15 protein-coding genes are annotated in these 18,596 nt (G+C 51.5%); 4 read left to right on the forward strand and 11 right to left on the reverse strand.

Features of this window, described 5'->3' with window-relative positions; all coding sequences use genetic code 11:
• Window position 1: 1 nt before the first annotated feature.
• The 9 genes from ICL07_RS03850 to ICL07_RS03890 form a co-directional block, all read right to left on the reverse strand.
• Window positions 2–1,189, reverse strand: a complete 1,188-nt coding sequence (locus ICL07_RS03850; RefSeq protein ID WP_188086617.1) for a M20 metallopeptidase family protein — start codon at window positions 1,187–1,189, stop codon at window positions 2–4.
• Window positions 1,182–2,237 carry a dihydrodipicolinate synthase family protein gene (locus ICL07_RS03855; RefSeq protein WP_188086618.1) on the reverse strand — a complete coding sequence of 352 codons (1,056 nt, stop codon included), beginning with the start codon at window positions 2,235–2,237 and terminating at the stop codon, window positions 1,182–1,184. The genes ICL07_RS03850 and ICL07_RS03855 overlap by 8 nt, the downstream gene beginning before the upstream one ends.
• A gap of 24 nt (window positions 2,238–2,261) precedes the next feature.
• Window positions 2,262–3,281 carry an NAD-dependent epimerase/dehydratase family protein gene (locus tag ICL07_RS03860; RefSeq protein ID WP_188086619.1) on the reverse strand — a complete coding sequence of 340 codons (1,020 nt, stop codon included), beginning with the start codon at window positions 3,279–3,281 and terminating at the stop codon, window positions 2,262–2,264.
• On the reverse strand, window positions 3,278–4,072 hold the full coding sequence (locus ICL07_RS03865) for a glucosamine-6-phosphate deaminase (RefSeq protein ID WP_188086620.1): 795 nt from the start codon (window positions 4,070–4,072) through the stop codon (window positions 3,278–3,280). The genes ICL07_RS03860 and ICL07_RS03865 overlap by 4 nt, the downstream gene beginning before the upstream one ends.
• Window positions 4,073–4,100: 28 nt before the next feature.
• Window positions 4,101–5,285, reverse strand: coding sequence for an N-acetylglucosamine-6-phosphate deacetylase (nagA, locus tag ICL07_RS03870; protein ID WP_188086621.1), 1,185 nt, complete (start codon window positions 5,283–5,285; stop codon window positions 4,101–4,103).
• Window positions 5,266–6,642 (reverse strand): sugar MFS transporter, encoded by a 1,377-nt coding sequence (locus ICL07_RS03875; protein WP_188086622.1) that lies wholly within the window; start codon window positions 6,640–6,642, stop codon window positions 5,266–5,268. Before ICL07_RS03875 ends, nagA begins: the two co-directional genes overlap by 20 nt.
• 51 nt (window positions 6,643–6,693) lie before the next feature.
• The gene (locus tag ICL07_RS03880; protein ID WP_188086623.1) at window positions 6,694–8,034 is read right to left on the reverse strand and encodes a Gfo/Idh/MocA family oxidoreductase; all 1,341 of its coding nucleotides are present in this window, start codon (window positions 8,032–8,034) and stop codon (window positions 6,694–6,696) included.
• A gap of 35 nt (window positions 8,035–8,069) precedes the next feature.
• Window positions 8,070–9,083 (reverse strand): Gfo/Idh/MocA family protein, encoded by a 1,014-nt coding sequence (locus ICL07_RS03885; protein WP_188086624.1) that lies wholly within the window; start codon window positions 9,081–9,083, stop codon window positions 8,070–8,072.
• A gap of 302 nt (window positions 9,084–9,385) precedes the next feature.
• Window positions 9,386–10,084: a hypothetical protein gene (locus tag ICL07_RS03890; RefSeq protein ID WP_188086625.1), complete on the reverse strand. Its 699-nt coding sequence runs from the start codon at window positions 10,082–10,084 to the stop codon at window positions 9,386–9,388.
• Window positions 10,085–10,341: 257 nt separating this feature from the next.
• On the opposite strand from ICL07_RS03890, the gene ICL07_RS03895 reads away from it, so the two are divergent.
• Genes ICL07_RS03895 through ICL07_RS03910 form a run of 4 tightly spaced genes read left to right on the forward strand, consistent with a single transcriptional unit; the run spans window position 10,342 to window position 15,669 of the window.
• Complete coding sequence (locus ICL07_RS03895) at window positions 10,342–11,607, forward strand: Nramp family divalent metal transporter (RefSeq protein WP_188086626.1); 1,266 nt, start codon at window positions 10,342–10,344, stop codon at window positions 11,605–11,607.
• Window positions 11,608–11,629: 22 nt separating this feature from the next.
• Window positions 11,630–13,183 carry a PQQ-dependent sugar dehydrogenase gene (locus ICL07_RS03900; protein WP_223151740.1) on the forward strand — a complete coding sequence of 518 codons (1,554 nt, stop codon included), beginning with the start codon at window positions 11,630–11,632 and terminating at the stop codon, window positions 13,181–13,183.
• A 4-nt stretch (window positions 13,184–13,187) separates the two neighbouring features.
• Entirely contained in the window at window positions 13,188–14,552 is a 1,365-nt protein-coding gene (locus ICL07_RS03905; RefSeq protein WP_188086627.1) for a putative oxidoreductase C-terminal domain-containing protein, read from the forward strand.
• Window positions 14,553–14,595: 43 nt separating this feature from the next.
• Window positions 14,596–15,669, forward strand: coding sequence for a LacI family DNA-binding transcriptional regulator (locus ICL07_RS03910; RefSeq protein ID WP_188086628.1), 1,074 nt, complete (start codon window positions 14,596–14,598; stop codon window positions 15,667–15,669).
• Here ICL07_RS03910 and ICL07_RS03915 read toward each other — a convergent pair.
• Together ICL07_RS03915 and ICL07_RS03920 are read right to left on the reverse strand one after the other, a co-directional pair.
• A complete protein-coding gene (locus tag ICL07_RS03915; protein WP_188086629.1) occupies window positions 15,666–17,237 on the reverse strand; it encodes an SLC5 family protein in 1,572 nt (523 codons plus the stop codon). The genes ICL07_RS03910 and ICL07_RS03915 overlap by 4 nt on opposite strands.
• Window positions 17,234–18,592, reverse strand: a complete 1,359-nt coding sequence (locus ICL07_RS03920) for a hypothetical protein (protein WP_188086630.1) — start codon at window positions 18,590–18,592, stop codon at window positions 17,234–17,236. Before ICL07_RS03920 ends, ICL07_RS03915 begins: the two co-directional genes overlap by 4 nt.
• Window positions 18,593–18,596 lie beyond the last annotated feature (4 nt).

Consider the following 18,596-nt stretch of genomic DNA (forward strand, 5'->3'; position numbering starts at 1 on the left):
TTTAATTGCCCAGTGTTTTCAGGGCCAGGTAAGCCATCAGACCGGCGCCTGTTTCCAGGGCCTGTTCATCGGCATCGAAAGTGGCGGTGTGCAGGCCGGAGACAATGCCCCTGGCCTCATTGCGTACACCCAGGCGGTAAAAGCAGGCTTCCGCATTCTGTGTGAAGTAGGCAAAATCTTCCGCCGCCATCCAGATATCCAGGTCAACCACATTATCCGCACCCAGGAATTCTTCCGCATGGGTGCGGGTAATGCTGGTCAGTTTTTCATCGTTGATGAGCACCGGGTAACCCTGGTGTATTTCAATATCGCAGGCGCCTTCCATGCCTTCGGCAATGGAAATTGCCATCTTCTTAATTTTAGCATGCGCTTCCCGCCGCCATTGCTCGTCCATAGAGCGGAAAGTACCTTCCAGTCTTACCTGATCGGGGATGACGTTGGTAGCGCCCTGCGCCAGCATCTTCCCAAAAGATAAAACAGAAGGCAGCAACGGGTTCACCCGGCGGCTTACAATCTGTTGCAACGCTATCACAATATGACAGGCAATCACCACCGGGTCTATACCCAGGTGGGGCATAGCGCCGTGACCGCCTTTACCTTTCACCGTAATAAAAATCTCGTCGTTGCTGGCCATATAACGACCACCCCGGAAGCCCACCTTACCTGCCGGCAGTTCCGGCATGGTATGTTGCCCCAGCACATGGTGGGGACGCGGATTTTCCAGCACCCCTTCCTTGATCATCATACTGGCGCCGCCGGGGATCAGCTCTTCCGCCGGTTGAAAGATAAATTTCACCGTACCGGCAAAATCGTCTTTCATTCTGCTGAGGATAGTAGCCGTACCCAATAACGACGACGTATGTACGTCGTGGCCACAGGCATGCATTACCCCATCGTGCTGCGATTTATAAGGCACCTCATTGAGCTCGCGGATGGGCAGGGCGTCGATATCTGCCCGGAGCGCCACCACCTGGTCACTTCCCGGCTTATTGCCCTGCAACAGGGCTACCAGACCGGTATTGGCCATAGGTTCAAAAGGAATGCCCAGGTCCTTCAGTTTGCCGGCGATAAAAGCAGCCGTATTGATCTCCTTATAGGAGAGTTCCGGGTGCGCATGAAGATAACGCCTGTTGGCGATGGTTTCTTCCTGGATACTGCCGGCCAGCTGCCGGATTTTTTCTTTAAGCATTGACAATATTTTTTTCCTTTTCCAGGAAAGCGCTGATGAAATCATCGTCTGTCAACTGCGGATAAGCGGCGATCACACGGTCTATTTCTTCCAGCTGTCCCGGGGATAAAGTTTCGGCTTCATCCAGGCACCAGATACCTTCCAGTAGTCCCTGCCGCCGCAATACCTCGTGGATACCGGCGATAGAGCCATGGAAAGCGTGGGATGGATCGAACAGGGCCGCATTCATATCCGTTACCGCGATCCCTTCTTCCAATAGTTTTCCTGCACCTGAATAATCCTCAAGTATACACTTTTTTATGCGATCGAAGAGCGGCACTACTTTGCCGGTCCATACAGACCAGTGCCCCAGCAAGCCGCCGGCAAAACGTTTGATCACCTCGCGGCCGTCGACCATAAAGCGATAGCTCGTCAGCAGGTCCGCCACAATATTGTCGTCGTTGCCGGTATACAAGGCAATATCATTGCAGCGGGAGGAATGACAGACCGCTCTTACCACGTCCAGCGTCTGATAACGGTTAAAAGGCGCTGTTTTGATGGCTTTCACCCCTGGTATCTCCACCAGCTGTTCCCAGAAATGATAACTCAGTATTCGTCCGCCTACAGAAGGTTGCAGGTAAAACCCAAAGATGGGGATGATTTCCGACACCGTCCGTACATGCGCGATCAGTTCGCCTTCCGACAGATGATTTAAACCACCCAAACTTAATAAACCTATATGGTAACCATACTTCAGTGCGGTCTTGGCTTCTTCCACTGCTTGCGCCGTAGGGCCGCAGAGGCCGGCCACTTTGATAAAAGGCCGTTCCAGTTGGGCCGCTTCAATTTCTTCCGCAGCGAGGCGGAGCACGGTTTCATACAGTCCGACTTTAGGGTCGCGGATGGCGAACTGGGTAGTGTGTACACCTACTGCCACGCCACCTACGCCGCTGGCGATATAATAGCGGGTCAACCGGCGCTGACGGCGTTCATCGAGTTTACGGTCGGGGTCCAGCGCCAGCGGGTGCGCCGGGATAACAGTACCACTGTATAATAAATCCGGTATCATGATTTGTGCTGTTAAGGTTGATGATTAAAACTGTCCTTCCCTTTCCTGGAAATGCGTAGCCTTGGAGATGGTACGGCCGCCCTGTTCCAGCCAGGCCGCCGTGAGCGCGATCATCTCTTTGAGGGATACCTTCGGGTACCCAAACAAGCGGAAACTCTCTGCCGCATTGCTCAGCAGCGCGGTGCTCTGCTCTTCGTTGTGGAACACCGGCGTTTTACCGAGGTGTTTGCCAAACTCCGCCGCAATCCAGCGTACCGGCGCTGTTTCCGGTCCGGTGATGTTGAGCAGTTTAGCCGGGGCAGAACAATGTGCAAAGCTACGCAACGCCATTTCGTTGGCATCGCCCTGCCAGATCACGTTTACGTGTCCCATGCGCAGATCGATCGGTTTTTCATCCCGTACCGATTTCGCTATTTCCAGCAGTACGCCGTACTGCAGATCGTTGGCATAATTGAGGCGATATATCAGTACCGGTGTGTTATATTTTCCGGAGAAGTGCTGAAATACCCGTTCCCTGCCGAGGCAGGACTGGCCGTACTCCCCTACCGGCGCGGGCGCCATGGACTCGTCGGCCCCGCCGTTTAAAACCGGCGTCAGCGGATATACGTTACCGGTAGAATATACTACAATGCGGGAGTTTCGGTATTTCTCCGCCACCCGTCCCGGCAGATAGGCGTTCATAGCCCAGGTAAAGGCCTCCTTACCGGTAGTGCCAAATTTGGTACCGGCCAGGTATAGTACGTTTTTTACGTCCGGCAGCGCGGCGAGATCGGTTTCATTCAACAAATCGGCGGCAATGGTTTCAATACCATCTTGTTCCAGTTGTTCTTTCAGTCCGGGTTCCGTTAGCCTGGACACGCCGATCACCCTGCGGGGCACGCCGGATTTATCGATGGCCTGTTTGGCCAGTTTAGCCAGGCTGGGACCTATTTTACCGCCTACACCGAGCAAGAGAATATCGCCGTCCAGCGCCGCCATAGCGGCTACCAGAGCGTCTGATGGTTGCAACAGGGCTTCTACTGTTGCCTGTATATTGCCTGTCATTGGATGGATGGTTTTATGTGGAAAGATGATAAATCTATTTGTTGCGCACTGTCGTTGTCGAGATACAGGATAGCTGAAGGATGGGTACGCAGGATTGAAGATGGATATTTTTCCTGTATCGCGTCTTCCAGCGTATGACGCACCGCCGTCGCCTTCTTTTCACCGGGCACCATGCAAAAGATATAACGGCCACGCATCAACGCTGTTACGGTAAGCGTGAGCGCCCATTGCGGCACTTCGTTGAGCACGGTGAAACAGCCGTCGTTGACCTGTTGCTGACGGCAGGCCTGGTCCAGGTCTACTATCTTCACCAGTGCCGGGTCGTTAAAATCGGCGACATGCGGATCATTGAAAGCGATGTGTGCATTTTCGCCGATGCCCATATATACGATATCAGTAAGATATTGTTCCAGCAGCGCGGTATAACGCAGGCATTCCGCGTCCTTATCCGATGCCTGGCCATCCAGGTAAAACACATCCCGGAAGGGTACTTTAGAAAAAATACGCTCCCGCAGGAAGTTGCCAAAACCCTGTGGGGCATCGGCCGGCAGGCCGGCATATTCATCCATATGGAAAGCGTTGACGCGCGACCAATCGATACCCGGCTGCAATACCAGCGCCTCCAGGAACTCCTGCTGAGAGGGTGCTGCCGCAAAAATGATATTGACCATGGGTTGCTCCGCCAGTAAACGGGTCATCACCGCTGCCGCCTGTGCTGCCGCAGCTTCGCCCATGGCGGTGCGGGCAGGATATACCTGCACCTGCAGCGTGTCTTTTAAAAAAGAAATCATAAAAAACGTATATACTTTCAGGTTACCATTAGCTCATTTCCGCTTTACCTTCAATGATTACCCTGCTAACCCTGATTTGTTCGTCAAAGAAAATAATATCGGCATCCTTCCCTTCTACCAGGGAACCTTTGTGGCCGGCAATACCAGCGATGGCAGCCGGTGTAGCCGTTGCCATGCGTACCGCCTCTACCAGCGGCACTTCCGCCAGGTTGACCATTGTGCGTACCAGCTGGTCGGCAGTAGCCACACTGCCCGCAAAAGAGCTGCGGTCCGGCAGTTTGGCAACACCGTCTTCCACAATTACCGGAAGGCCATTGTCCAATCCACCCAGGATACTGGGACCCGGCCCCATACCCGCCGCCCGCATGGCATCGGTGATGAGTGCCGTTTTACCCGGCCCTTTGATTTTATAGACCAGTTTCAACAATGGCGCCGGCAGGTGTACGCCATCGGCGATGATCTCTACCGTCATCTCATCTATCAGGTAAGCGGCTTCAATAGCCCCGGCATAGCGGAAAGCATTACGCCGGGTAACACCCGACATAGCAGAATACATATGTGTAATATGCGTATAGCCGTTCTCGTATGCTTCCAGCATTTCTTCATAAATAGCATCGGTATGGGCCGCAGCAGCCAGAATACCTTTTGAACGCAGGTAACGGCCAAAAGGCAACGCTCCCGGTAATTCCGGTGCGGCGCTCCAGCGCGTGACGACTTTGGAAGCAGCCAGCACTTCCATGTATTCTTCCGCATCGGGATGGCGGATATATTTAGGGTCCTGCGCCCCGCGCTGGTTCATGGCTACATAAGGACCTTCCAGGTGAAGTCCCGCGAAACGGGCGCCAGTCGTATTACGCAGCTTAGCCGCTTCGTATATTTCAATCGCTTTTAACAGGCTGGCTTTATCACTGCTCAGCGTAGTAGGCACGATAGTGGTCGTCCCAAACTGACTATGTTTTTTGGCGACTTCCAGGAAAGCCGTTACAGTGCCATCCATAAAATCATGACCACCACCGCCATGCACATGCAGGTCAATAAAACCCGGGGACATATATAGTCCTTTTACGTCGATTACTTCCGCACCGGGCGCCTCCACATCACGGTCACTCACCGCCAGGATGCGGTTTCCTTCCACTACCAGGGTACCATTACGGATCATCCGGTAGGGCGTTATAATATGACCATTGATAAACTTAATTCTTTTCTGCTCCATGTAATTCTTTTTCAGGGTGAACGATCACTGATGGTTTTGAGGACAACCATCGCCTGATTTTATGACCATAGAAAGCATAAAATATCAGGTACAGATAACAGGGGAACAATACCCAGTAGGCATGCCGTACATCGAAGTGGTCCGCGAAGTAACCATACAGTGGCGGTAACATCGCATTACCGCTCAATCCCATGATCATCAGGGAACCTCCCAGTTTGGTAAAACGCCCCAGGCCATCGAGTGCCAGCGGCCAGATACCCGCCCATACCAGCGAGTTCGCAAAGCCCAGCAACACGACAAACCAGATGGATATGTCCGCCGTATGTCCCAGCATCGTGACCGTTCCTTTCATATAAATAATACCAATAGTAAACAACGCGCCCAATAAAGTACAGATGCGCAGCGCGTTTACCTGGCTGAGAAACTTCGGAATAGTGACAATCCCCAGCAGATACCCGCAGATAGTCACAAACAGCGTATAAGAGGGGAATGTTTTCGCTTCCATCAGCGGGATATGCATAGAAGTAGCATAACCGATGATCGTATCAATGGCTACCACCTGCGTACCTACATGCAGGAAAATAGCTACGGCGCCCAGTATCAGGTGCGGGAAACCAAAAATATTCTTTTTGCCGGCATTGGCAGCCGCCACTTCTCCTTCTTCTTTTTCCGTATCAATATCGGGCAAAGGAGAGTAACGTACCAGCAATCCTAACAAAAACAATACGACGGCCACCACACTATAAGGCATGATTACGCGGCGGATCAGCAGGTCCAGCTCCGCCTCCCTGGCAGCGCCGCTCATATGTTGCAACTGCGCAAACAAAGCGCTGTCCGTAGGTTTCAGGATCACGGCAGCAAAAATCAACGGCGCAATAATACCCGCGCCTTTGTTGCAGATGCCCATGATACTGATACGCTGCGCCGCACTCTCTTTCGGACCCAGGATCGTGATATAGGGATTGGCGGCCGTTTGCAGCACCGCTAACCCCAGTCCGATGGTGAACAGTCCCAACAGAAATACTTCGTATGTCCGTGTGAGTGCCGCCGGGATAAATATCGCCGCACCCAGCGCCATCGTCCAGAAACCAATCATAATCCCGTTCTTAAACCCGACTGCTTTCAGCAGGTACGAAGAAGGGACCGACATAATAAAATAGGAAATGTAAAAAGCGAAAGCCACGAGATAAGACTGAAAGTTGGTCAGCTCGCAGGCAATCTTAAAGTACGGTATCAGAATAGCGTTGACCCAGGTAACGAAGCCGAAGATAAAGAACAGCATCCCGATGATCAGGATGGAGATGAAAGTATCTCTGCGGCTCAGCTGACCAGGATCTACCCGGTTGGTGTTTTTCATATCAGCTATTTTAGCATGGGCGGGCAATGATGAATCATTACCCGCCATCTATTATAAAGTGGGTTCCCACCCTTTTTCATATTCGCGTTTCCAGTATTGCTGTGCAGCCGCATCGTTGAGGATATGGCCATTGCTGGTATCTATGTGCAGCGCATTGCCGGAGCGCAGCGAAATATTACCCAGCTGGCACAGCAGCGTGCTCTGATAACCGCCAAGGATGTCTGCATTGAGCTTACTGCCTTTGCGGATACCTTCAAAGAAGTTCTGGATATGCAGCGCATCCAGGCTTTCGGCCGGGTTCATCAGATTCCGCGGATCAATGATGACCTGGTTCTTCACTTCCTTCACCACTTTATTATCCAGGTCATAAATCGTATAGGCGTTACCATCGATCACCAGCGAACCTTTTTCGCCATAGAAAATAACGCCAACAGAGTTGCCTTCCACCGTGCGGCCATTACAGCTGCGGCCTTCCCAGGTCATGCTGGTATTGTTTGGAAACTCCAGCGTGATCACCTGCGTATCAGGTGTTTCCCAGTCATCGGAATAACGGTAACGGCCCCCCGCAGAAGTTACGCGGCTGGGATAATCCACCCCAAGGCCCCAACGCATCAGGTCAATCATATGGGTACCGTTGTTCAGCGCTTCACCGGTACCCCAGTTCCAGAACCAATGCCAGTTATAGTGAATGAGGTTATCTTTTAACGCGCGGCGGGGCGCCGGTCCCTGCCACAGGTCATAGTTCAGCCATGCAGGAACTGCTATTTCCTTACCACGGCCAATAGATTCCCGGTTGTTGGTATACCATCCTTTGGCGAAGTAAGCGCGGCCGATAGTGCCGCCGTGCACTTCGCGGATAGCCGCTTCCACATTAGGCCAGGAGCGACGCTGGTTACCCATCTGGATCACCGTTTTATATTTATCAGCGACTTTTACCAGCAGCTCGCCTTCATGCGGATTATGGCTGCAGGGTTTTTCGAGGTATACATGTTTGCCTGCCTTCGCCGCCAGGATAGCAGCCGGCGCATGCCAGTGGTCCGGAGCGGCTACCACCAGGGCATCCATGTTTTTATTTTCCAGCGCCTTACGGAAGTCAGGCACATTATTCGGTTTTTTCTGTGTGATCTTAAACACACTGTCAATACATTTGGCCGCTGCGCGGGTATCCACATCAGACACCGATACCACCTCACAGTTCTGCTGGCGGGAATAGTTGTTCGCCAGCGCCAGACCGCGGGAGTTAACCCCCATCATGCCCACCCTTATTCTGTCGTTGGCGCCCAGGATGCGGGCATAGCTGGCTGCGCTGATACCGGGCAACATGCTACCCAGCATGACCGCCGCGGTGCCTTTGGTTGTTTTCTTCAGGAAGTCTCTACGGGACGCCTTCATAAGTTATCTGATTTATTGGTATTGGAATTACAGGTTTATATATTATTGACATTCGCCAGCGCAACAGGTTTTCCTCCTTTGCGTTTGCTTTCATCCGCTGCTTCCATAAAAGCCAGGATCTCCAGTGTTTCTTCCGGTTTCACCGGCGCTATGCCCGTACGGAAAAATTGGGCGATTTCCTGCAACAGCGGTTCATAGCCTTTAAAAGGTCCCAGCAGCTGGTTACCTTTTTCTCCGAAAACGCGGCCGCCGAAGTCATCGGGACTGTTGCGCGTACCTCTGAAAGTGCCGATACGCTCATCTGCCCACTGCCCTACTACTACATCGCTGCCGGGTGTAGCGAAACGGGTAACGGTTTTACACCCGCTGCCCATGACCGCAAAGAGCGTTTCTACACCGTGGATACCATACCAGAAAAGATCGGGATGTGTTTTTTCCAGCGCAGCCGGACTGAAAGTATCCGCGCCCGTTACTTTACCGATAGCGCCCTGCTGCACCTGTTTCACGCTTTCCATAAACCGCAGCGCGGAGGAAGAAAAGACAGGTGCGTTATATTTTTTCGACGCTTTTACGATAGCGATGCCATCGGCCAATGAGGCGGCCAATGGTTTGTCGATGAACACTTTTTTACCGGCCTTGATGGCAGGCATCGCTTGCGCCAGGTGCGGACGGCCATCATTGGATTCTACCAGTATCACATCCGATTTATCCAGCAGTGCCTGCATGGAGTCCACGATCTCCACGCCCATTGCTTTTACCTGTTCTATATATCCAGGCAGTCTTTTTTTATTGAGTTCTATATCCGGGCTTGTTTGCGGGAAGGCCGCTACTACGCGCATTCCTTCGAGTCCGGGCACCGTTACCGGGTTATTGAAACTTTTGGTGAAGGCAATGGCATGGGAAGTGTCCAGTCCGATGATGCCGATGCGTATCCCCTTCGTTTCCTGTACAGGGCTGCTGCCATACAAAGGCCGGAGGCTGCTGAGTAGCCCGGTCCCGATGCCTGCCAGCGCGGTATTACGGATAAAATTGCGGCGACTGCTTTTCATGTTGGAATTTTTACGCTTGCTTTTTTTATTTGATCGGGACGAGTTGATAAATGTCCTTTTTATATCGTATTAACAGTTGGCCTGTTATGGTAGTTTCAGTTGATCGCTGCGCCGCCGGAAGTATGGAAATTTCATTTTCCGGGTACGTACCCGAAAAATAGTTCTTTTTTTGACAACACCCAATGTTTTTTTATGGGAGAAGGATTTTTTTATTTTTCCGGAGAGATGATAAACGGTATAAAAACAGCCATCCCCGGACCAGGGCCCGGGGATGGTATATAAGCGGCGATTTAGCCGGTTATTTATTGTACATAGTCTGCAAAATACGAAGGGCCCATAAAAGCGTCATCCTTCTGTGAGTCTATAAAGTTCCTGTAGGAATAAGGTTTCCCCTGGTGCTCCGGCTTCTTTTTTTCGTTCAGATAGTTGCCATAATAGGAGAATCCGCCACCAGTGGTAGACCACTCCAGGAACACGGGACTTTGTTCACTGATGACCGTTAAATTACCGGTAACGGTTTTGTTACTATAATACGCCACGGTACTGTTGGTATTCCACAAATAATACAGACCGTCCTTATACCATACCTGGTTGGTAAAGTCTTTATTCCGGTAATGGAAATCGGTTTTACCCAGTTTTTCATTCAGCAGTTTATCTAATGCCTCTGTTGTTTTTTTTGTTTCAGTACGAAGTGCGTAACCGCTTATCTTATTATTTTCCTTCGTCAGGAAAAAGTCAACCTTATTGGCAAAGCCATTGTCACCTTCACCACCGGGACCCATGCTACCGGTAAAAGACTGGCCATACAAGTGCAGCAGGTCCGGTTGTTCACTGGAGTACTGGATACATTCACCTATTTCCATATCTTTTTCCAGCTGATGTTTACTGATAAAGCTGGTATCTGCCATAGGCAGCTGGAGGGCAGAAAGGTCAAAATTGCTGCTATTCTTACAAGAGAACATAGACACACACAATACGAGATACAGGAAATTTTTCATCATTTATTACAGGTTTAATCAGCAGGATGACTATCCTAATTTCATTCCCGGCTGAAGGGTTAGCGCTTAAAAGTATTACTTTTCCCGCTTTTTTTGATGAGTGGGTGAAAAATTTCTTTTCTTTCCGAAAGAATGTGCCTATCTTTCGGTAACGTACCCGGAAAAACGCCGGTTATCATCCAAAATCAGTACTACAGGGTATTTCATCCCACCACAGCCAATTTCAGCAACACATCCGAAAAACGCAAAAAATCAACCTGATGTCATCAACTGGAACAACAACGGAAAAAACGCCTGTTCATACACAAAATGGCGTGCAAAAAGGCAAACAATATAAAGCATGGTTACAGTCCCTCGGTCCCGGGTTGATCACCGCCGCGCTGGTATTCGGTCCCAGCAAGGTAACGATCGCCTCCATCATGGGCGCCAGTTATGGTTTCTCGCTGTTGTGGATTGTGGCAGTCGCCATCTTTTTTATGATCATCTTCACCACCATGGCTGCAAGAGTAGGCATCGCCACCAATGAATCGCTGCTCAGCACCATCAGCCGCAAATGGGGCACACCGGCACGTATCGCTATCGGTGTAGGCGTATTCCTCGTAACGGCTTCTTTCCAGGCGGGCAACTCCATCGGTGCAGGTATCACCCTGGCGGAAGCTACCCATACCAACAAAACCGTCTGGATCCTGCTTTGTAATGTAGCTGGTATCAGTATCCTGTTTTTCCGTGCTTTTTATAAGATGCTGGAAAAAATCATGATTGCCCTGATCATCATGATGTTGTTTGCTTTTATTGTGACCATGGTACTCTCCCATCCGCCGGTGGCCGGCATTGCTTCCGGCTTTGTACCTTCTGCGCCGGCCGGTTCACAGAAACTGGTCATCGCATTCATGGCCTCCTGTTTTTCTATCGTGGGCGCCATTTATCAATCTTACCTGGTACAGGAGCGGAAACGTATCCGGCCGGATGTAAAACAAACCGGTAAAGAAACCTTACCTGGCATGCTGATACTGGGTTTTATGAGCGCTACCGTCATGATCTGCGCCGCCACCGTATTACACCCGGCAGGCATCAAAATTTCTACTGCCACTGATATGGCCATTGCACTGGAACCGGTGTTTGGTAATGCCGCTTCCGCACTTTTTCTCATAGGCCTCTTCGGTGCGTCCTTTTCCTCCCTGCTGGGCAACGCCGCACTGGGCGGCACCTTGCTGGGAGACGCCCTGGGTTATGGCGGTCAGCTCAGTTCAAAAATGGTCCGTACTTTCATTGCCGTGATTATGCTCATTGGCGCCGGGGTAGCCATCACCTTCGGCAAACTGCCGCTGGAACTGATCGTACTGGCACAGGCGGTAACGATTTTCATTGTACCTTTCATCGGTATTGCTCTATTCCTAGTAGCCAATGATGCCAGCATCATGGGACCCATGAAAAATAAAACCTTTACCAATATAGCCGGGGCCGCCGGTCTGATTGTGATGCTGCTGCTGGCGATCAGCAACGCTATCACGCTGTTCTTTTCTTAAACCAACCATCCTGTTACCACGTATGAAACGTACCAGTATTTTCCTGTTGTTTTTTATCACGATACTCACCTCCATCAGCACGGTTTTCCTGATGAAGCGGAAAAAATCCGGGTTTCGTCAGCCCATCGAAGCTACGCTGCAACTGGATAAAACAACGTTGGGCATCAGCACCATTGTCTCCGATCTCAACGTTCCCTGGGAAATCGCCTGGGGACCGGATAACCAGATCTGGTTCACCGAGCAAAGCGGCACCATCAGTAAAGTCAATCCGCATACCGGGGAGAAAAAGCTGCTGCTCACCATTCCGGATGTGTACCGTCAACGTACACTGGGATTACTGGGCATGGCCATTCATCCTGATAAGAACAAACCCTATGTGTTCGTAGATTATACCCATCTCAACAAAGATTCTTCCATCGTTTCCCGGCTGGTGCGCTACACCTATACCGCCGATACGCTGAAAGATCCTTTGCTGCTACTGGAACTTCCGGGTAATACCGGCCATAATGGCTCCAGGGTGGCTATTTCCCCCGATGGTAAAGTATTGCTTTCCACCGGCGACGCCGCCCGCGATCAGAACGCGCCCGATACCGCCTCTCTCAACGGCAAAGTACTGCGCCTCAATATAGACGGCACCGTGCCGGCAGATAATCCTTATCCCGGTAACTACATGTGGTCCAGGGGACACCGCAACATACAAGGCCTTGTCTTCACCAGCAAGGGAACCCTCTTCGCTTCCGAACATGGAGATGCTACTGACGATGAACTGAACCGCATCGAAAAAGCCGGTTACTACGGCTGGGCGCGTATCGAAGGATATGCCGACCGCCCGGATGAAAAAGCCCATGCGGACTCCTTCCCTTTCATCGCACCGCTGAAAGCCTGGACACCTACCATCGCGCCGGCGGGCATCGATTACTACCATTCCGATAAAATTCCTGAATGGAAAAACGCTTTGCTGCTGGGCACCCTCAAGGCTGCCAGTCTGCATGTGATCCACCTGAACGATGCACAGGACGCTGTTACCGGCGAAGACATCCTGTTCGCCGGCAAGTATGGCCGCCTGCGTGATATCTGCATTTCTCCGGAAGGCGATGTATATATCGCTACCAGCAACCGCGACTGGAACCCTGGCAAAGGTTTTCCGTTACCGCATGATGACCGTATCCTGCGCATCGCTGCGCTGAAGCCTGGTCAGGAGATACCGGCTACGGCTACACGTGAAACCGCGAAATCCGCCCCGGTAGCGGCTACTGCTACCAGCGGCGCCACCTTGTATAAAAATTATTGCGAGGCCTGCCACAAACCAGACGGCAAAGGCGTTCCCGCTTCTTTCCCGCCACTGGCCGGAAATGTGTTAGTCACCGGAAAAGCAACACCGCTGATACAGACCATCCTGCATGGCCGTACCGGCAACACCAAAAACAAAAACAGCGCTTATGGCGAGCAGATGCCCGCTTTCAATTTCCTGAAAGATGAAGAAATCGCCGCCATCACTACCTATATCCGTAACAGCTGGGGCAACCATGCCGACAGTATTGGCGCGAATGCCATCACCAAAGAAAGACAACCCTGACACCATGAAACAACGCATTATCTTTACCGGCATCACCGCAGCCATGTTGTCCTGCGGCACCCATACACAAAAACAAACCGCCATGCACCTGATAGCATTAGATCCCGGGCACTTCCATGCCTCGTTGGTACAACAACAGATGTACCCCGGCATAGATTCCACTATCCATGTATTTGCACCCGGAGGACCGGAAGTGAAACAGTACCTGGCCAGCATTGAACGTTTCAATCAACAGACGGAACCGCTTGTACACTGGGCGACCGACGTATATACGGGTCCGGATTACCTGGAGAAAATGTTGCAGGAGCCACCGGGAAACATCATAGTGATAGCCGGTAACAACCGGCTCAAAGCCACTTATATACGTCGCGCTGTCAATGCCGGTCAGCATGTACTGGCCGACAAACCCATGGCTATCGACGCTGCAGGCTTCGACTCCCTGCAGGCATCCTTCCGCGAGGCAGCCACCAAAAAAGTACAGCTCTACGATATCATGACCGAACGGTATGAAATCCGGAACACCCTGCAACGGGAGCTATCCCAGCTGCCCGATGTTTTCGGCACCCTGGAAACCGGCACCACTGCTAATCCTGCGGTAGTGAAGAACAGTGTGCACCACTTCAAAAAACTGGTAGCCGGCAAAACAATGGTACGCCCCGCCTGGTATATGGATGAAACACAACAGGGAGAAGGGATTGTAGATGTTACCACCCACCTGGTAGACCTGGTACAGTGGACCTGCTTCCCCGGACAGACACTCGATTTCCACCACGACATCAAAATCGATAGTGCCCGGCGCTGGGCCACTACCATGACTTTCCAGCAATACGCAGACATTACGGGGCAACCACAGTACCCGGATTACCTGCTGAAGAACGTGGATAAAGACAGTATTCTTCATGTATATGCCAACGGCGCCTTCGATTACACCGTCAAAGGCGTGCATGCCAATATCTCTGTTACCTGGAACTACCAGGCGCCCGAAGGCACCGGCGATACCCACTATTCACTGCTGCGGGGTAGCAAAGCATCGCTGGTAATCCGCCAGGGTGCGGAACAACAGTATAAACCAGTGCTGTATATCGAGTCTGCGGAGCATCACAATACCGCCTATGCGAAAACCGTCGCGGACCATATTGCCTCCCTGGCCCAAAAATATCCGGGGCTGGCCCTCAAAGCCAACGACAACGGTTGGGAGGTGATCATCCCGGAAGCATTGGCTAAAAAACATGAAGCGCTTTTTGGTAAAGTAATGCAGCAATTCCTCGAATATATCCGGCATAACAATATGCCTGCCTGGGAAGTACCCAATATGCTGGCGAAGTATTATACCACCACCCAGGCGCTGGAACTGGCGAAAAAACAGTAAACCGGCATTGTAGTATATTTGGAAAATATAATCATCAACCGATATGAAGAAACAATCGGGCGAACAACCCCTCGGTGTCAAGGAAATTGCACGGAGGGCTAATGTCGCTATTGCCACCGTGGACAGGGTTATCCATAACCGTCCCGGTGTCTCCCCCAAAACTAAAAGTAAAATAGAGGCTATTATACGGGAACTGAACTATCAGCCCAATATACTGGCCAGACGGCTGGCATCACGGCATGTGCTCCGGCTGGCGACCCTGCTGCCGAAAGTGTCCTCGGAAGAAACCGATTTCTGGACACTTCCCGTAGCGGGTATTCAGAAGGCGGAAGAAGAAATCAAACAGTTTGGTGTTAAAATAGAACCCTACTATTTTGATCTCAACAACCGGAAGTCATTCGCCAAAGTAGCCAAACAGATCCTGAAGAATCCGGCTGACGGCATTTTGCTGGCTCCTTCCTTTATTGAAGAATCTGTTTCGTTTATTCGTTCCTGTAAGGAACTCAAGATTCCCTACGTTTTTATCAATTCGGATATCCCGCAACAGGAGAGCCTATGCTACATCGGTCCTGATCTTTTCCGCAGCGGCTACCAGGCCGGACAGCTCATCCACTACTGTACGCCCCGCGATACCCGTGTGCTGGTACTCAACGTTTCCCACGAAATAGAAGACCATCACCACCTGCTTCGTAAAGAAGAAGGGCTGCGGGCTTATTTCGCCAATACGGCAAGGCCGATCGTTAAAAAGGATATCCAGCAAACCGATCCCGCTTCTATCGAAAAAGTCTTGACCAAAGCCCTGCAACAACATCCCGATACACGTGCTGTTTTTGTTACCAATTCCCGTGTAGCGGCTGTTTCCCGCTTCCTCGAAAAAAGAGCGCGGAAAAACAAGGACCAAAACATCCTGCTCATCGGCTACGACTTCACCAAAGAAAACGTGTCACGCCTCGATCAGGGGCATATCGATTTCCTCATTTGTCAGCAGCCGGGCGAACAGGGCTATCGTGGTATCATGGCCCTCTACCAGCACCTCGTTATGAAAGTGCCGGTAGAGAAAACACATTTTATGCCGATTGATATTATTACGAAAGAGAATCATGCGTTCTATATCTAGGCATATACAATGTAGAAATACAATACCACGGCCGTAATCAGTCCCCACCATAAGGTAGGGTTGCGTAGCCCGCGTGATTGTTGCAACAGATCCGGCGGCAGTTTCAGGCTGTCGCGGTTCCAGATCAGTCCTTTCAACTCCGCTTCCGGTACAGGTTTGGTAACCAGGCTGACCGCCACACAAAGTGCAATGCAGCTCCAGAAAACAATGCCGGTACGGTTAAAGAATGGCATGGATGGAAAAATGATCTCCATGGCTATAGACATCGGAATGGTGAGTATGCCTGCCGCCAGCGCGCCGGCATGGGTAGTACGTTTCCAAAGGATGCCCAGCAGGAACATGGCTGCAATGCCGGGAGTAAACAATCCATATGCATTCATCAGGTAGAGGAATATCGGTTTTTTTGAGTGCGTCAGAAACAGTCCTGTACACAAAATACCGATCACAATAATCACGGCGCCGGCTATACGGCCAAAACGCACGGCTTCTGCTTCTGTCGCCTTTTTACGGAAATAAGGCAGGTAGATATCTACTGTCAGGATGGTGGTGCAGGAGTTAATGGCCCCGGAGAGATGCGACATCACCGCCGCTATCAGTCCGGCCATTACCAGTCCCACAAGTCCTGAAGGCAACAACTTCTCTACCAGCGTAGGAAACAGCAGGTCCGGCTTTTCCAGGTTGGGAAAGAGTTTAGGAGCCACCAGTGCCGGCACCGTGATAATGATGGGCACCAGGAATTTCAGGTAATCACCAAATACTACCCCCATACGGGCATGCCATTCATTTTTGGCAGCCAGTACCCGTTGTACAATAAACTGGTTGGTAGCGCAGTAAAATACGCTGATACAAAGCACACCGCCCAGGTACATCGTCCAGGGAAAATCCTGGTCATTGGCGGGTAGAATCAGGTCCCAGTCCTTCACGGTATCGGTAATCGCAGATACGCCGCCGGCTGCATTTACAGTGGCGATAGTCAGCGCAATTCCCCCCATCACCAACACTATCAGTTGTAGCATTTCGGTATAGATCACCGCCCGCAATCCGCCGGCAATGGTATAAATACCCGTGATGACCGCCAGTATAATCACACTGGTCATAACAGAGATACCTAATAAGGAGTGTAGTGACAGCGCGCCCAGATACAGTACCGCGCTGATTTCCACGAGTACATACGTGAGTAATATCAGGCCTGCATAAGTAGTGCGGGCGGCGGTACCAAAACGTTTCTCCAAAAACTCCGGTACAGTATAAAAACCGTTACGGATATAAAAAGGCAGAAATATCCATAACAGCGCATTAAATCCCATCAGGATAGCGCCCCATTCCATCGCGATGGCTACAAAGCCGCGGCTGTAAGCCACACCCATAGCTCCTACCAGGTGGTGACTACTAATATTGGCAGCAATGATACTACCGCCGATCATCCACCAGGGCAACTTGTCACCCGCCAGAAAATAATCGCGTTTAGTCTGCTGTCCTTTACGGGAGGCGTAGATACCCAGGCCAATAACGCCGAGGATATACACGCCGAAGATGACAGCGTCGAGCAAAGTCAGGTTAAGGTTCATGCGGTTTGAATCAGTCGTTGTGAAATAGTGGTGGCAGTGCGGATCAATCGTTCCAGCGAGCCTTTCTCAAAAGGTGTTTGCCATACCGCATAACTTTGATGGTTAAACGATGTTTCCGGTGGCAGGTAACCGGCATAACCATTTACAATATTCATCACTGCCACCGCAGCCGGCGCCAGCTCCCGCCGCAGTTCCAGCTGAAAATCCGAGTAGGCTTCATTAGGCTGCCCGGCGAGAAGGGTATTGCCCAATCGCCAGATCCACAGCGGCATTTTAGCGACAGCACCCTCTCCTACCGTTTTACGGATACCCCGTTGCCGCCATAAACGTTCCTTGATGACATGGTCTTCACAGATAGCCCAGGCGGCTTCTATTTCCGCCAGCGATGGCATCGGTTTCAGCGCCAGCTCCACCTGCACCATTTCCGCTGCGAGCGTGGTATCTGCGTCCGCCGGTTTCTTTTGCCAGATCGCCAGCGAGGCGCCGGATTCCACGACGCCGGTATAGATCAGTTCCGTATCAGGCGGTAACATGCCTTCCAACGCAGACAATACCGCGTATCCCAACTGCCGGCCGTAACCATCCGCCAGCGAGGTATCGCCGCTGTATTGTTCTGCAGGCGACAGTTCACCGGAAGCGCCTTGTAAAAAAAGACAGGGAGCCCCGGTAGCCCCTTCCACCACGGTACGCATACCGCCGATATAATCAGGCGATAATAACTGGTTATCCCAGGCCAGCGTGGTAGGGTGACAGGCATAGTTAACGATCGTGCCGATCGTATATCCTTCTCCGTTAGTAATGCGTCCTACCAGTAAAGTGTCATCTGCTGCTGCCTTCGGATTATAACCGACTACCAGGCGGTTGCCGCCTGGTTCGGGAAAATCGCGGTTAACAGCCAGATTACAGTGGCCATATTGCCAGGTGAGCGTAGCTGATTGAGCCGCAGCCATGGCTTCACGGGCGGCGTTGATAGCGCTTTCCTGCACCTGTTGCAGGAAAGGAATAATCAGATGCCCACCGGGCTTACCGGCATCTTCACTGAAAGTGCTGGGACCTGCATGGGTATGTGTCAAACAGAACATCAGCCGTTCTTCCGGCAGGGACAATGCATGCAGGATACCCTGCCGCAAATTTCTTTCATCCGCAGCGCTCTTCCACCATCCCAGGTCAGCGGAAATGAGGAGCAGCGGCGGCGTATCTTTGTCCGTTTGAAAAGTAACAGCCGTCAGCGTGAGCGGCATATGTACGCCAGCGGCCACATCATGTGTGGCAGCGCCCCAGTTGCGGGCAAAGATGCCCACCGGCGGCGTAATATCTGCTCTTGCAATGCCTATGATTCCGTGATAGTTCGTCATGTAT

Source organism: Chitinophaga qingshengii, assembly GCF_014529935.1.
Classification (GTDB): domain Bacteria; phylum Bacteroidota; class Bacteroidia; order Chitinophagales; family Chitinophagaceae; genus Chitinophaga; species Chitinophaga qingshengii.

What these genes read in the sequence shown, in the direction of transcription:
- ICL07_RS03880 (WP_188086623.1), bottom strand. Translation starts at nt 8,034, where the DNA reads ATGAAGGCGTCCCGTAGAGACTTCCTGAAGAAAACAACCAAAGGCACC.
- ICL07_RS03905 (WP_188086627.1), top strand. Translation starts at nt 13,188, where the DNA reads ATGAAACAACGCATTATCTTTACCGGCATCACCGCAGCCATGTTGTCC.
- ICL07_RS03900 (WP_223151740.1), top strand. Translation starts at nt 11,630, where the DNA reads ATGAAACGTACCAGTATTTTCCTGTTGTTTTTTATCACGATACTCACC.
- ICL07_RS03895 (WP_188086626.1), top strand. Translation starts at nt 10,342, where the DNA reads ATGTCATCAACTGGAACAACAACGGAAAAAACGCCTGTTCATACACAA.
- ICL07_RS03855 (WP_188086618.1), bottom strand. Translation starts at nt 2,237, where the DNA reads ATGATACCGGATTTATTATACAGTGGTACTGTTATCCCGGCGCACCCG.
- ICL07_RS03915 (WP_188086629.1), bottom strand. Translation starts at nt 17,237, where the DNA reads ATGAACCTTAACCTGACTTTGCTCGACGCTGTCATCTTCGGCGTGTAT.
- ICL07_RS03875 (WP_188086622.1), bottom strand. Translation starts at nt 6,642, where the DNA reads ATGAAAAACACCAACCGGGTAGATCCTGGTCAGCTGAGCCGCAGAGAT.
- ICL07_RS03860 (WP_188086619.1), bottom strand. Translation starts at nt 3,281, where the DNA reads ATGACAGGCAATATACAGGCAACAGTAGAAGCCCTGTTGCAACCATCA.
- nagA (WP_188086621.1), bottom strand. Translation starts at nt 5,285, where the DNA reads ATGGAGCAGAAAAGAATTAAGTTTATCAATGGTCATATTATAACGCCC.
- ICL07_RS03910 (WP_188086628.1), top strand. Translation starts at nt 14,596, where the DNA reads ATGAAGAAACAATCGGGCGAACAACCCCTCGGTGTCAAGGAAATTGCA.
- ICL07_RS03890 (WP_188086625.1), bottom strand. Translation starts at nt 10,084, where the DNA reads ATGATGAAAAATTTCCTGTATCTCGTATTGTGTGTGTCTATGTTCTCT.
- ICL07_RS03920 (WP_188086630.1), bottom strand. Translation starts at nt 18,592, where the DNA reads ATGACGAACTATCACGGAATCATAGGCATTGCAAGAGCAGATATTACG.
- ICL07_RS03885 (WP_188086624.1), bottom strand. Translation starts at nt 9,083, where the DNA reads ATGAAAAGCAGTCGCCGCAATTTTATCCGTAATACCGCGCTGGCAGGC.
- ICL07_RS03865 (WP_188086620.1), bottom strand. Translation starts at nt 4,072, where the DNA reads ATGATTTCTTTTTTAAAAGACACGCTGCAGGTGCAGGTATATCCTGCC.
- ICL07_RS03850 (WP_188086617.1), bottom strand. Translation starts at nt 1,189, where the DNA reads ATGCTTAAAGAAAAAATCCGGCAGCTGGCCGGCAGTATCCAGGAAGAA.